A 14,421-nucleotide genomic window follows, 5' to 3' on the forward strand; every position below is an offset into this window, starting at 1 on the left:
GCTCACACTCCCGTGCCGGTCTTGTCGGTGACTCCTGCTCGCCGCTGGTAGTCGGCGACCATCGCGGTGGCGTCGGCGCCGCGCGGGCGACGTCCGGGGCGGATGTCGACGGTGAACGCCTTGACCTCCTGGATATGCGAATTCGGGTCCAGCACAACCGAAGACAACTCGTTGGCGGCGTCTCCCGTACTGAGTCCGTTGGGTCCCCAGTGGTACGGAAGGCCGACGTGGTGCACCGTGCGGTCGGCCACGATCAGCGGCGTCATCCGATCGGTGACCAGTACCCGGGCCTCGATCACCGCGCGCGGGCTGACGACCGTCGCCCACTCGCCGTTGATCAGGCCGCGTTCGCCGGCGAGTTCGGGTGAGACCTCGCAGAACATCTCCGGCTGCAGCTCCGACAGATACGGCGTCCAGCGCGACATTCCACCTGCGGTGAACTGCTCGGTGAGCCGGTAGGTGGTCGCCACATACGGGTAGACCCGAGCACCGGCATCGCCGGCGTCGGGTGCGTAGCGATTGTGCCGGTTGGAGAACACCATTCGTGACGGACTCCGCTGCTGACCGTAGAGCTCGTTGCGCACCGGTGAGTCCTGCGGCTCGTAGTGGGTCGGCAACGGGCCGTCGGCGAGGCCGGCCGGGACGTACAGCCATCCCTTGCCGTCGGCCTGCATGATGAACGGGTCGATGCCCGACAACGCGTCCACACCTGCGGCATCGTCGCCGGGCCGGTAGTCCGGCGGCTTGGCCGCCTGGAAATCCGGCACGTCCAGGCCCGTCCACTTCTGCTGGTCGGCGTCCCACCACACGAGCTTCTTGCGCTCGCTCCATGGGGATCCGTCGGGTGCGGCCGAACACCGGTTGTACATGATCCGCCGGTTGTCGGGCCAGGCCCAGGCCCATTCGAGCGCGACCCAGTCCTGCTCGGTCTGCGGTTTGCGGCGCGCTGCCTGGTTCACGCCGTCCTTGCGAACTCCGCAGTAGATCCAGCATCCGCACGTGGTCGAGCCGTCGTTGCGCAACTGCGTGTAGCTGTCCAGCGGCTTGCCCTGTCCGTCGAAGCCGTTGATCTCGGCCAGCACGGCGTCGGCGTCGGGTTCGGCGGTATCGCCCGATGTCGGGTAGTCCCAGGTGAGATCGAGGATCGGACGGTCTCTCGGGTCGGTGGAACCGGCCATCTTCTCGCGGATGATGCGCCCGAGGTGATAGGTGAACCACAGGTCGCTGCGGGCGTCACCGCCGGGTTCGACGGCTTGGTCGTGCCACTGCAGCAGGCGGTTGGTGTTGGTGAAACTGCCCGACTTCTCGGTGTGCGCGGCGGCGGGAAAGAAGAACACCTCGGTGGCATTGTCCTCCGGACGGATCTCACCGGTCTCGACTTCGGGGCCGTCCTTCCACCAGGTCGCGCTCTCGATCAACGAAAAATCGCGCACCACAAGCCAATCCAGATTCGACATGCCCAGCCGCTGCAGTTTGGCGTTCGCCGAGCCGACGGCCGGGTTCTCGCCCAACAGGAAATAACCCTTGCACCGGCCTTCCAATTGTTCGAAGACCGTGTCGTAGGTGCTGTGCGATCCGGTGAGCCGGGGCAGATAGTCGAAGCAGAATTCGTTGTCCGCGGTCGCCGCATCACCCCACCACGCCTTGAGCAAGCTGACGAGATAGTCGTCCATATTCGCCCAGAAGCCGATACGGGCGGCGTGGGAGTCGACGAAATCGGCGCGGCTCTGCCGCGGCATCGCGTAGGGCATCGGAATGTAGCCGGGCAGCAGGTTGAACAGCGTCGGGATATCGCTGGAGCCTTGGATGCTGGCGTGCCCGCGCAAGGCCTGGATACCGCCGCCGGGCCGGCCCATATTGCCGAGCAGCATCTGCAGCACGCAGGCGGCGCGGATGAACTGGCTGCCCGTGCTGTGCTGAGTCCAGCCGACCCCGTAGACGAATTCGCTGGTGCGTTCGGGGCCCGAATTCTCCGTCAGGTGCCGGCAGACCTCGGCAAAGGTCTCCGGCGGGATGCCGCAGACGCGGTGCACCATGTCGGGCGTGTAACGGGCGTAGTGACGCTTGAGGATCTGGAAGACGCAGCGCGGATGCCGCAACGTCTCGTCGCGGACGAACTCGCCCTCCAGAGCCGCGCCGCCCATACCGTGCTGCTCCGGGCGGCCGGCGGAACGCACGTCGTCTTCCTTGTGCGGCTCACCCGATCCACGGCCACGCTGACCCGACGCCGAGGCCACGTCGACGCCTTCGTATTGCCATTCGGCGCTCTTGTAGTGCCGGGCCTCGGGTTCGAAACCGGAGAACAGGCCGTCGAGGTCTTCGGTGTCCTCGAACTCCTCATCGACGATCGTCGCCGCATTGGTGTAGTTGACGACGAATTCCCGGAAGTACTTGTCCTGGGAGAGAACATGATTGATGATCCCGCCCAGAAACGCGACATCGGTGCCCGCGCGGATCGGGACGTGCAGATCCGCCAGCGCGCTGGTGCGCGTGAACCGGGGATCGACGTGAATGACCACCGCGCCGCGTGCCTTGCCCTCCATCACCCACTGGAAGCCGACCGGATGACACTCGGCGAAATTGGATCCCTCGATGATGATGCAGTCGGCGTGCTGCAGGTCCTGCAGGAAGGTCGTTGCCCCACCGCGACCGAAGGAGGTGCCCAGGCCGACGACGGTCGAGCTGTGGCAGACCCGGGCCTGATTCTCGATCTGTACGACGCCCAGCGCGGTGAACAGCTTCTTGATCAGATAGTTCTCTTCGTTGTCGAGCGTGGCGCCGCCCAGACTCGCGATACCCATGGTGCGGGCGGTGCGATTGCCGTCGACCTCGTCCTGCCAATATTCGCGCCGAGTGGCGATCACTCGATCCGCCACCATATCCATGGCCCGCTCGAGGCTGATCGGTTGCCAGTCGGTGGCATGCGGCGGCCGATAGAGGACCTGATGCCGCCGCGCCTCCCCGGTCGTCAACTGCAGGCTGGCAGCACCTTTCGGGCACAGTCGCCCGCGGCTGACCGGTGAGTCCGGATTGCCTTCGATCTGAACGACCTTCTCGTCTTTGACGTAGACCTTCTGCGAACACCCCACCCCGCAGTACGGGCACACCGACGTGACGACACGGTCTGCCTCGGTCGTTCTGGCCCGCAACGATCGACTGTGCCCGGACTGCGCGGCGGCCGCTTTGCCGAGGGGATCTTCGCCGGTCAATTGCCGGTAGACCGGCCACTCCGTGATCCACTGACGTACACCCACCGCGCCTCCTCGGCTCGGACGTCGAAGTCCTCGCCGGGCTACCCGCGATCTCGCGACTCAAACGTGGCGCACCGACAGTTCCGGCGTCGACGCGGTGTGGCGGGGCAGTGATCCGGCGGTGCCGATCCCGGCGGATGTTGCATCGAGTTTGCATCGTTCGACGTATGATCGGGTCGAGTCGGGCCGGAAAGCCCGATTCGGATGTCTCGGTCTCGGAAGTCCCTGGCCGATGTGATCGACGCGGCGCTCATCGCGTGATCCGCGCGTTGCCACGCTGGTTTCGTGGCGGTCGGTGAATGCCGTTCAGCACTTCCGGACATGTTCGAACCGATGGCGGCGGCAGATCGTGGAAGGGAAATCCCGCGTGGCCCGGTACCTTGTTGCGGCCACCCCGATTCCGGGGCATGTGGCGCCGATGCTGGCCGTCGCCGCCGATCTGCGGCGCCGCGGCCATCAGGTGCGCGTGCTCAGCGGTGCGGCCTTCGCCACCGCGGCACAGTCATCGGATGTGCCCTTCGCGCCGTTACCCGCAGATGCCCAGGTCGTGCGCGTCCCGGAGCCGTCCGCTGGAATGCCGGGGCTGGCGCGGCGCTGGCGAACCGGACGGGCCGAGATGCGTTCCGGGTTTCTGGCGCCGCTCGCGGGTCAATATCGCGCACTCACCGCTGAACTGGCGCGCTCGCGCGCCGACGTGGTGCTGGCCGACGTCATGTTCACCGGCGCCATCCCACTGCTGCTCGCCGCGCGGCAGCGGCCACCGGTTGTGGTGTGCGGAGTGGTCCCGCTGATGCTGAGCAGCGCCGACAGCGCACCGTTCGGTATCGGCTGGCAGCCGGCGGCCGGCCGCGACTACACGATGATGAACCGGGTCGTCCACAAAGTCCTGTTTCGTCGCGATCAGTCGGCATTCACCGCCATCCTGCGGGAGCTCGGCGTGGCACCATCCCCGATATATCCGCTGGACTGGCCGATCCTGGCCGAGCGAATGCTCCAATTCACCGTGCCGGAGTTCGAATATCCCCGCCGCGACCTGCCACCCTCAGTGGTCTTCACCGGCCCCGTTCCGGGGTCCCCATCGGAGGCGGCGTTGCCCGGCTGGTGGGACGAAGCATTGTCCGGCGGGCGCAAGGTCGTGCTCGTAACCCAGGGGACGTGGAACAACAGCGATCTCGGGCAGCTGATCCGGCCGGCCTTGTCCGCCCTGGCGGGCCGCACCGACGTGGCGGTTGTCGCCTGCACGGGAGGCGCGCCGACGCAGATTCGGCCCGTCGCGGCGAATACGTACGTGGCCGGCTTGCTGCCGTACGCGCGGCTGCTGCCGCATGTCGCGGTCATGATCACCAACGGCGGGTACGGCGGCGTGCAGCAGGCGCTGAGCCACGGCGTGCCGCTGATCGTCGCGGGCGACGCGGCCGACAAACCGGAGGTCGCGGCGCGGGTGGCATACACCGGTGCGGGCATCGACCTCGGCACCGGACATCCGAGCCCCGCTGCTCTGGCCGAGGCCGTGAACGGGGTCCTGTCCACGCCCCGATTTCGTAGTGCGGCAAGCCGATTGGCGCACGCGATGGCGCGCACGACTCCCTTCGAGACGATCGATGAGCAGCTCGCCGCAGTAGCCGGCAACCGACCTCCCTCGGGGCCGCCCCTTCCGTCGATGGATGTCTCGGCCGATCGGCGCACGTCATGACACGCGCGGAGCTCGACGCGGCCGGCATCTTCGACCCCGCGTTACGGCAATCGTATCGACTGTGCCGGAAAATCAACGCGCGCCACGGGAAGACGTTCTTCCTCGCCACCCGGCTGCTGGCCCCCGATCAACGACCTGCCGTCCATGCGCTCTACGGGTTCGCCCGCCGCGCCGACGACATCGTCGACGAGATCGACCCACAGCGCACCGCCGACCGGTGTAGAAGCGAATTGGACACGCTGGCAACGCGATTCGCCGACGTCGCGATGTCCGGCGACCCGGTGCTCGCGGCGGTGCGGCACACCGCCGAAAGCTACCGGATACCCGCCGGCCTGTTTGAGTCCTTTCTGGCTTCCATGCGTATGGATCTGGTCGTCACCGACTACCCGGACCGGGCCGCTCTCGACCGCTACGTGTACGGGTCGGCCGAGGTCATCGGCTTACAGCTACTGCCGGTCCTGGGCACCGTCGAATCGGAAACGGCCGCAGCCCCGTACGCCGCCGCACTCGGGAAAGCCTTCCAGCTCACCAATTTCCTGCGCGATATCGACGAAGATCTCGCACGTAACCGCGTCTATCTACCGGCCGACGAATTGGCCGCTCACGGCGTCGACCGGGAGTTGCTGGCCTGGTGCCGCCGTCGAGGCCGCATCGAGCCGCGAGTACGACAGGCCCTGATCGCCCAGCACGAGATCACCCGTGAGATATACGAATTCGCGCGCGGCGGGATCGAACTCCTGGCCCCGCGATCGCGCCCGTGTGTTGCCGCGGCGTTGACGCTGTATTCCGAAATTCTCGATCGGATCGCCGCGGCGGAATTCGAGGTTTTCGGTCGTCGGGCCACCGTCACGACCGCCCGGAAGGCGCACGTCGGCGCTGCCGGCATGGTGCGGGCTTGGCTGGCTCGCCGATCGTCGCCTCCCGCACCGCGATGGGCGGAAACCGCGCGTCGGGCGTCCACCACCACCGAATCACCCGGCCGGGAGTGAGGAACCGGCATGGATCGATGGCAGTATTTTCTGGTGCTGGCCGCCTGCCTGATCACCACGGCGCCACTGGAATTCCTCGGCTCCGGTGTGTATCGCAGGCCCCGCCGGCTTGCCGCGGCTCTGACACCGGCTTTGGTGTTCGTCGTCTGGGATCTCATTGCGATCGCCGCCGGAGTCTGGGATTTCTCCGCGCGCTACCTCGTCGGGGTCCGGCTGCCCGGCGCGATCCCGCTCGAGGAACTGCTGTTTTTCATCGTCATCCCCCTGTGCGGCCTGCTGACCTTCTCCGCGGTCGAAAGGCTGCTGGCCATTCGACCGCGCGGCCGTGCCGGAAAGGAAGTGCAGAAATGACCTTGCACGGAATCGGATACACCGTGCCTGCCGTGTGCGCACTGGTGGTGGTCTGCGCGGCGGAATATGTGTGGCTGCGAACCGGACTGTTCCGCCGGCCGGCGTATTGGTTGACGATGATCATCGTGCTCGTCGTCCAGATCCCGGTGGACGGCTGGCTGACCAAGCTGAACGCGCCGATCGTACGGTACGACACCGACCAGATTCTCGGTCTGCGATTCCCCTGGGATATCCCGGTCGAGGATTTCCTGTTCGGTTTCGCGTTGGTGACATCGGTTCTGCTGGCCTGGGAACGGGCTCGGCGACGGGAACCCGCACGATGACACGCCACGCGACGCCCCCAATCGACCAAGCCCGCGACCATCGGCGAGTGCACTACCCGGCCGCTGCGGGCCGACGGGATCTCGGGCAGGAAGGGAGAGCGCCCCACGCGGTGGTCGTGGGCGCCGGCATCGCGGGTTTGGCGGCCGCCACCGGGTTGGCCGAACGTGGCTTCCGAGTCGAGGTGGTCGAACGCGAGCGATACCTCGGCGGTCGGGTGGGCGGCTGGACCCAGCAGCTCGACGACGGCACACAGGTCGGCATGAACCGCGGGTTCCACGCCTTCTTCGCCCAGTACTACAATCTGCGTAAACTGTTGGCGCGCAGTGATACTCGCCTGCTTCGGCTCGACGACTACCCGCTCGTCGACGACCGGGGCCGCCGCGACACCTTCCGCGGGCTCCCCCGGACACCACCGTGGAACGCGCTCGCCTTCGCCCTGCGCAGTCCGACATTTCGCCTGCGTGACCTCCTGCGCATGGACCCTCGCGCCGCCGCCCCGTTGGCCACGGTCTCGGTGCCGGAAATCTTCGACCGACTCGACCACCTGGATGCGGAAACCTTTCTGCGCGCGATCAACTTTCCCGACGCCGCCCGCCATCTCGCCTTCGAAGTATTTTCCCGCAGCTTCTTCATCGAGCCCGGCCGGATGTCGGCGGCGGAGCTGGCCATGATGTTTCATATCTACTTCCTCGGCTCCAGCGAGGGCCTGTTCTTCGATGTCGCGCGGGACAATTTCGATGTCGGCCTGTGGACCCCCCTGGCGGAATATCTCCGCGCGACAGGCGTTCCCGGCAGGCCCGGCCGCACGGAGTTCCATACCGGCGTGACGATCGAGCGGATAGAACCCCGCGGCGCGGGTTTCCGGGTGATCGACGACAACGACGCCACAGTGGACACCGACGCCGTGGTACTGGCGACCGATGTGGGCGGGCTGAAACGGCTCGTTTCCGCGTCACCGGAACTGGGCAATACCGAATGGCGTTCACGCGTAACCGAATTGGCTACCGCACCGTCGTTCGCAGTGCAGCGACTGTGGCTCGATCGCCCGGTGCGTGCGGATCGACCGAGTTTCCTCGGCACCGGCAATCTCGATCCGCTCGACAACATCAGCGTCGTGCACCGCTACGAGAAGCAGGCCGCGGCGTGGGCGGCGAAGACCGGCGGTAGCGTCGTCGAATTGCACGCCTATGCGGTGCACGACGGCACAGCCGTTCGCGCCGTCACCGAAAAGCGCCTGCTGGAGCGGTTGCACGAGATCTACCCCGAAACAGCCCCCGCTCGGATCGTGGGACGAACCACGCTGTGGCGGCAGGACTGCCCTCGCTTCGCCCCCGGAGACTTCGCGCGCAGACCCGGGGTGACGACACCGCATCCGCAGCTCGTACTCGCGGGAGACGGTATCCGGGTCGATCTTCCGGTGGCCTTGATGGAACGCGCCGCGACGACCGGATGGATCGCCGCCAACACCCTGCTGGCGCGGTGGGGTGCGGCCGGGCACGATCTGCATACGGTGCCCTCCCGAGGACGGTCATGGGCGTTGCGCACACTCGCTACGCGCGGGAGGACATCCTGATGAGCACCGGTCCCGAGCCGTCCCGGCGATCCGGACGCTCTCCCCTGCAACGGTTCTCCGCCGAACAATGGGGACAACAGAAGCCCACCTACCGCGACGCGAACCCCGCGTTGATCGGTGCCGTGCTGCGGTGGTCGCAGCAGCGGCCTTCGGGGAATTGGTACGCCTTCGCCGCCAGCCGCAGCATTCGCCGCGACCGGCCCTACGGCACCACCGTCGGCGGGGTCGAGATCGTGGCGTGGCGCGACGGGGACAACACACTGCACGTGGGCCCCGGAGCATGCCCTCATCTGGGCGCCGACCTGGCGACCGCGCGAGTCGACGATGCCACGCTGATCTGCCGGTGGCACGGTATGCGGGTCGGCGACAACGGATCCGCGCGCTGGTGTCCGTTCCCCAGTCACGACGACGGTGTGCTGGCCTGGGTGCGGTTGGACGCGCTCGGTGAGGAAACCCCGACCGACGCACCGATACTCGGCGCCCGACCCGCCGACTGCACCGTGCACGCGGTCACCCGCCTGATCGGGGTATGCGAACCGGCCGACATCATCGCCAACCGGCTCGACCCCTGGCACGGCGCCTGGTTCCATCCCTATTCGTTCGCCCGCCTGCACGTGACCCGGACACCGCCGCGCACCGGAATCACCGCGGACAACCACCGGTTCGTTCTGGCGGTCACCTTCCGAGTAGCCCGCGGCATCGGCGTACCCGTCGAGGCCGAGTTCACCAGCCCGGATCCACGCACGATCGTGATGCGGATCGTGTCCGGCGAAGGGGTGGGCAGCGTCGTCGAAACCCACGCCACGCCACTGAGTCCCGGCTCCGACGGCCTGCCCCGCACCGCCGTCGTCGAAGCCGTCGTGGCCGACTCCGAACGTCCGGGTTTCCGGTATGCGCGCCGGGCGACGCCATTGCTGCGACCGTTCATGAACTACGCGATGCGGCGCCTGTGGCGCGATGACCTCGCCTACGCCGAGCGCCGCTACCATCTGCGCCGATCGAAGTCATCGACCCGGCCGCCGCAACCACATGCGTGACGATCACGGCCTGCGGCAGCTTCACCCCGACTCACCGCGATGTCACAGTCCGCGGGTCTGCTCCGTCGACTCTGTAGCAGGCACCACCGGGTGCCGCACCCGCCGAAACCTACGGAGCTCCGATGACCGCTTCCGCGCAGACCGCCCCCGTCCTCGTACGTGCCGATGAGGCCGAGAACCTCCAGGACGGCGCGCTGAGCCTGATCACCCTGCTCGCCGACGCCGGACAGACCGGCGGCGCGCTGACCGCCAACAAGGCGACCCTGCGCAAGGGCTCCCCCGGCGCGCCGGCCCATTTCCACACCGCCGCGACCGAAATGTTCCTGGTGCTGAACGGATCCGTGCGGATCCTTCTGGGCGAGAACATCGTTCGTCTCGAACAAGGTGACTTCCTGACGGTGCCGCCCACAGTCCCCCACGCATTCGCCCCGGCCGCGGGGACCGATGCCGAACTGCTCGTGGTCTTCACTCCTGGATTGCACCGGTTCGACTACTACCGGCTGCTCGAACGGGTTCATCGCGGCGAGGCGAGCGTCGAAGAAATCCAGGCGAGCTCGCAACGCTACGACAACCACTACGTCGACAGCCCCGTCTGGCGAAATGAGCTCGCCGACGCCTGAGCATCCGCGAAGCCGCCGCGTTTCGGCAAAAGAGGGGCCCGGCGGCACGGATCCGCCGGGTCCCTCACTGTGGTGGAGCGCCACGATATCGCACGCATGTTGGGCCGGCCAGACCTCCGCCGCCCAGGGCGATGCCTCTATCGGTTACCGGTGACAGCTGCGCGGTCTACACGACCGCGGGGCGGCGGGCGGCGTTCGCGTCGATGGCTGTCACGATCTCGTCGAGCAGCGGGGCGGGCAGGTCGTGGCCCATCGCCGCCAACGGCAGATAGGTCGATCCGGGGACCGCCGCGTGGGTCGCTTCGCCGCCGGCGATCGTGATGAGCGAATCCTCGGCGCCGTGGATGACCAGGGTCGGCACCTGCAGCGCGCGCAGGCGCTCGGTGCGGTCCGGGGCCATCAGGGCCGCCGACATCTGGCGGAACGGTCCGTCGGGGTGGCGACCGCGTGCACGGTCGTATGCCAGGGTCGCGACGGCGTAGCGACGCTCGCGTTCGCTGGCGGCGTAGGTCTTCGAGCCGATGAGGGCGTACAGGGCAACGATCTGCTCGATCGCTTCCTCGCGATCGGGGGGCAGAGGCTCGAGCATCTCCTCGCGTACGTCGTCGCTGGGAGCACCGATGCTGGAGTGTGGCGTACTCATGATCGAGCACAGCGACCATACCCGCTCGGGATGCTGGATCGCGAGGAGCTGGGCAACCATTCCGCCCAGTGAAGCGCCCACCACGTGAGCCTTCTCGATCCCGAGGTGATCGAGCAGTTCGACGGTGTCGCTCGCGATCGCTTGCAAGAAGTACGGGCCCGGCGTGGCCGTCCACTCGGTGAGACCGCTGTCGCGGTTGTCGGGGCGGATCACGCGGTAGCCGCGGACGCCGAGGTTTTCGACGATTTCCTGGGGCCAATGAATCAACTGCGAGTTCAGACCCATGATCAGCAACAGCGGTTCCCCTGCCGGGTCACCCTCGTCGCGGTAACACATGGTGACCTTGGACAGGCCGGCGAATCTGTCGATCGCATCGCTCATGACAAACCTCCCGAAGTTGTGGACGACCATGGCAAACGCGGAGCTTGCAGGACGAGCTGCACTCGGGTGTTCGTGAATCGGAGAATCGCGATGGTCCACTTCGACGATCGGAACCGCCACCGCCTCTCCATGATTACCCACGGCAGCGTTGCGGCGCAACGATTCCGCAAGCGTCCACGAAATCGGCTCCGCGGGCGAGCCCCCTTCACGGTGCAGCGCCGACTCGGACCGTGCGTCGTCGCAGGCGGAGAATGAACAGGAAACGACCGAACGACCGTGGAGGGCCCTATGACCAGCGATCAGCCTCCTGAGTTCGACGGGAAGTGCGCCTTCGCCGTCAGTGTCGCCGGTGTCGAACGAGCGCCGACCGGCAAGTCGAAGTACACCGTGGTCGAGGACGGCAAGACCTATGTCTTCAGCGGCGCGGTACCCAAACTGCTGTTCCGGCTTCTACCGGGCAGTGTCCGGCGGGCGCAGGCACGCTGGGCGGCCGGACCGACCGGCGAGACCGGTTCGGTGTGAGGATCGCTGCGGCACGCGCCGAAGATTTCGACGGATTGTTCGCGCTCGTCGTGGCCTTCTACGCCGAGGGCGGGTTCACTACGCCCGACAGCGTGTTACGCCGAAACCTTTTGTCGCTGACCGAATCCGACACGGCCAGGGTCTGCGTCGCCGACAACGACGATCGTCTGCTCGGCTTCGCGGTCACCACGACCAGCTTCGGCTTGGAACACGGGCTCATCGCCGAGCTGGAGGACCTCTATGTGATTCCGGCGGCACGGCGCCACGGTGTCGCCACGGCCCTGATCGACGACGGTGCCACGTGGGCGCGAACCCGCGGGTGCCACCACCTCGAACTCGTCATCGCACCCACCGGCCGCGACGACGCCCACCTGGACGGTTTCTACCGATCACGAGGCTTCCACGACGACGGACGCCGGCTCCTGACCCGGGAACTCTGACCACCTCACCTGCACGGCAGCGGCCCGTTCGCCCGCTCTCGGCTACCTCGCAGTCCGGCGCGGCGTCGAACCGGGCTTCCGGCCGGGGCGCCGACAGCGAAGGTGCCGATGCCGGCGAATCACCGCGCCGTTGCGATTCCCACCGGCCGCCAGGGGCGGTTCAGCGGCGGCAGGTGAACCGTTGCGGCACAACAACATACGAGGTGCTCGGTCGAACCGGAGCAGCGGCGCTGATGCCTGGTTGCACCGTCGCGTCCGAAAGGCGATTCTGGAGGAGTGCGAGCCCGTGACGTGGAGATCGGGCACACCTACGTGGTCCTGGTCCCCCACCGACTACCGATCGCCCGCTACCCCGAACGCGAGCTACCGGGCACACCGATATGGGTCGCCGGGCTTCTGGCCGGCGCCCGCTTCCGGCTCACCGTGACCAGCGTCGACCGCGACACCGACCCAGCGACCGCCGAAGGGCTTCGGCTCATCGAACGCGCCCACACCGACATCGCGCTCACCTCCGGCCAGGCGGCCGACCTCGGCCTGCCCGCCGGCCAGGGCTACCGAGTGGTGGGAATGCTGGTCGACCGCACCGGCCGCCCGGCCCGCGTGCCGTCCCTCGAGACCATCCGGGTGCCGGTCCGGTGGCTGTACCCGGCCGAAGATCCACGCCTGCTGGCCAAACCCCACCGCGACGCCGACCTATGGCCCTTCATCTGAACCACACCGCGCCTGGACCTCATCGAGCAGGTCGGTGTCGGTACACGACTGAGCGAGAAGGGCTTTCGTACCGCGCGTCCGCAAACGGGCGATAGAAGCTGCCTTCGACCATCGCCGCCGCAACCACATCGTTGGCCGACAGCCCGGCAGTCCCGCCCTACGCCACGGGTCTTCTCGACGGCCCGACACCGGTCGTCGTCTCGAGATATGGCCGGAACGGACACCGATGATTTTCGGGGTGCGCTCGCCTCTGCATAGGTAGGACGTGATCGACATGAACAACGGAAAGAGGAAGTTATGTTGCTGCAAGGCAAGAACGTCGTTGTCTACGGCGCGGGTGGCGCGGTCGGCAGCGCGGTGGCCCGCGCATTCGCCGACGAGGGCGCCAGGGTGTTTCTGACCGCGCGCACTCTCGACGTCGTCGATACCGTCGCGAAGGAGATCACAGTGGCGGGCGGCGCGGCCGAGACCGACGTGGTGGACGCGGGAGACGAGAAGGCGGTCACCGACCACCTGGCTGCCGTCGTCGCCGACGCGGGCAGCGTCGACGTGTCGTTCAACGCGATCGGAATCTCACCGCGCGACCTGCAGGGAATCCCGCTCACCGAATTGCCGGTCGAGAATTTCCTGCGCCCGATCACGACGTACACCCGGGCTCATTTCGTGACCGCTAAATCCGCCGCGCGGCACATGATCGCCCAGCGGTCGGGGGTGATCATGATGAACACACCCGAACCGGCCCGCCTGCCGCTGCCTCTCGTCGGGGGCATGAGCGTCGGCTGGGCCGCGATGGAAGGTCTCAACCGGGCCCTGTCGGCCGAATGGGCTCAGCACGGCGTGCGCACGATCTGCCTGCGCACCACCGGCATGCCGGAAACACCGGTCATCCACACCGTGTACGGGCTGCACGCCGACGCCATCGGTATCACGAAGGACCAGATGATCGCGGCCGCAGGCGCGATGACCCATCGCAAGCGTCTGACCGCATTGTCCGAACTCACGGCTGCGGCAGTATTCCTCGCCTCCGACCGGGCCTCGGCGATGACGGGCACCGTCGCCAACCTGACCGGCGGAATCATCGTCGACTGACCTCAACCGCCCCGACCACCATGCCGATGCCGGGGCGGGTCATCGGAGGAGCACATGCAATGAACGAGCTACTGGCGCACGCCGTCGCCGCGCACGGCGGCATGGATCGATGGAACCGGCTCGACACGATCGTCGTCGACGCCGCTATCACGGGGGCATTCTGGCAGATCAAGGGACAAGGAGAAACCCTGCGGAACGTCCGCGTCGAGGTGGACACCACGCGGGAGCGGTTGACGATGGACTTCGTCGGCCAGGACCGCAGATCGGTCTTCGAACCCGACCGTGTCGTCGTGCAGCAGCCGATCGGCACGGTTGTCGCAACGCGCGACGACCCGGAGCGGTCGTTCGAAGGCCACCAGTTCGAAACACCATGGGACGACCTACATCTCGCCTATTTCACCGGCGAAGCAGTCTGGACATATCTGAATACGCCGTTCCTGTTCACCTGGCCGGGGTTCGTGTGCGAGGAGATCGCCCCCATCGAAGCCGACGGCGAAATATGGCGGCGACTTCGCGTGACATTCCCCGATCACATCAAGAGCCACACCCGCACGCAGGTGTTCTGCTTCGGCCCGGACGGGTTGCTGCGCCGCCACGACTTCACCATCGACATCGTCGGCCGGACCGTCGAGTCGCAGCTGTATGCCGGCGACTACCGCACCATCGACGGCGTCGTCATCCCCGCCACCCGGCGCGCCTACGCCCCGATGGGCGACGACCGGATCGTCTTCGTCGCCATCGACATGGCCGACATCGTCGTCCGCTGATTCGAATTCCTTCCCACCGAGGATGTCACG

Annotated in this window: 14 protein-coding genes; 12 read left to right on the top strand and 2 right to left on the bottom strand. The window is 67.1% G+C overall.

Going from position 1 to position 14,421, the window contains the following annotated elements:
- Positions 1 to 2: 2 nt before the first annotated feature.
- Entirely contained in the window at positions 3 to 3,254 is a 3,252-nt protein-coding gene (gene fdh, locus RJ03_RS31635) for a formate dehydrogenase (protein ID WP_036509723.1), read from the bottom strand.
- Positions 3,255 to 3,618: 364 nt separating this feature from the next.
- Between fdh and RJ03_RS31640 the strand changes: the two genes are divergently transcribed.
- The 7 genes from RJ03_RS31640 to RJ03_RS31670 all read left to right on the top strand — a co-directional run bounded on the left by RJ03_RS31640 (position 3,619) and on the right by RJ03_RS31670 (position 9,838).
- Complete coding sequence (locus RJ03_RS31640) at positions 3,619 to 4,944, top strand: glycosyltransferase (RefSeq protein ID WP_083871475.1); 1,326 nt, start codon at positions 3,619 to 3,621, stop codon at positions 4,942 to 4,944.
- A complete protein-coding gene (locus tag RJ03_RS31645; protein WP_083871476.1) occupies positions 4,941 to 5,933 on the top strand; it encodes a phytoene/squalene synthase family protein in 993 nt (330 codons plus the stop codon). The genes RJ03_RS31640 and RJ03_RS31645 overlap by 4 nt, the downstream gene beginning before the upstream one ends.
- A gap of 9 nt (positions 5,934 to 5,942) precedes the next feature.
- Entirely contained in the window at positions 5,943 to 6,284 is a 342-nt protein-coding gene (locus RJ03_RS31650; protein WP_036509725.1) for a lycopene cyclase domain-containing protein, read from the top strand.
- A 2-nt stretch (positions 6,285 to 6,286) separates the two neighbouring features.
- Complete coding sequence (locus RJ03_RS31655) at positions 6,287 to 6,607, top strand: lycopene cyclase domain-containing protein (RefSeq protein ID WP_036509776.1); 321 nt, start codon at positions 6,287 to 6,289, stop codon at positions 6,605 to 6,607.
- The gene (locus RJ03_RS31660; protein WP_051025511.1) at positions 6,604 to 8,181 is read left to right on the top strand and encodes an FAD-dependent oxidoreductase; all 1,578 of its coding nucleotides are present in this window, start codon (positions 6,604 to 6,606) and stop codon (positions 8,179 to 8,181) included. The genes RJ03_RS31655 and RJ03_RS31660 overlap by 4 nt, the downstream gene beginning before the upstream one ends.
- A complete protein-coding gene (locus tag RJ03_RS31665; RefSeq protein ID WP_051025523.1) occupies positions 8,181 to 9,218 on the top strand; it encodes a Rieske (2Fe-2S) protein in 1,038 nt (345 codons plus the stop codon). The genes RJ03_RS31660 and RJ03_RS31665 overlap by 1 nt, the downstream gene beginning before the upstream one ends.
- Positions 9,219 to 9,340: 122 nt before the next feature.
- Complete coding sequence (locus RJ03_RS31670) at positions 9,341 to 9,838, top strand: cupin domain-containing protein (protein WP_036509727.1); 498 nt, start codon at positions 9,341 to 9,343, stop codon at positions 9,836 to 9,838.
- A 166-nt stretch (positions 9,839 to 10,004) separates the two neighbouring features.
- On the opposite strand, the gene RJ03_RS31675 is transcribed toward RJ03_RS31670, so the two are convergent.
- Complete coding sequence (locus tag RJ03_RS31675) at positions 10,005 to 10,982, bottom strand: alpha/beta fold hydrolase (RefSeq protein ID WP_218001045.1); 978 nt, start codon at positions 10,980 to 10,982, stop codon at positions 10,005 to 10,007.
- Between the two features lie 168 nt (positions 10,983 to 11,150).
- Between RJ03_RS31675 and RJ03_RS31680 the strand changes: the two genes are divergently transcribed.
- From RJ03_RS31680 to RJ03_RS31700, 5 genes are all read left to right on the top strand, one after another.
- Complete coding sequence (locus RJ03_RS31680; protein WP_036509731.1) at positions 11,151 to 11,384, top strand: hypothetical protein; 234 nt, start codon at positions 11,151 to 11,153, stop codon at positions 11,382 to 11,384.
- Entirely contained in the window at positions 11,381 to 11,824 is a 444-nt protein-coding gene (locus RJ03_RS31685; protein WP_083871477.1) for a GNAT family N-acetyltransferase, read from the top strand. Before RJ03_RS31680 ends, RJ03_RS31685 begins: the two co-directional genes overlap by 4 nt.
- Before the next feature lie 276 nt (positions 11,825 to 12,100).
- Positions 12,101 to 12,535, top strand: coding sequence for a hypothetical protein (locus RJ03_RS31690; protein WP_157163559.1), 435 nt, complete (start codon positions 12,101 to 12,103; stop codon positions 12,533 to 12,535).
- Positions 12,536 to 12,832: 297 nt separating this feature from the next.
- Positions 12,833 to 13,624 carry an SDR family NAD(P)-dependent oxidoreductase gene (locus RJ03_RS31695; RefSeq protein ID WP_036509735.1) on the top strand — a complete coding sequence of 264 codons (792 nt, stop codon included), beginning with the start codon at positions 12,833 to 12,835 and terminating at the stop codon, positions 13,622 to 13,624.
- Between the two features lie 59 nt (positions 13,625 to 13,683).
- Entirely contained in the window at positions 13,684 to 14,391 is a 708-nt protein-coding gene (locus RJ03_RS31700) for a hypothetical protein (protein ID WP_036509736.1), read from the top strand.
- Positions 14,392 to 14,421 lie beyond the last annotated feature (30 nt).

This window comes from Nocardia aobensis NBRC 100429, assembly GCF_000308375.1.
Classification (GTDB): domain Bacteria; phylum Actinomycetota; class Actinomycetes; order Mycobacteriales; family Mycobacteriaceae; genus Nocardia; species Nocardia aobensis.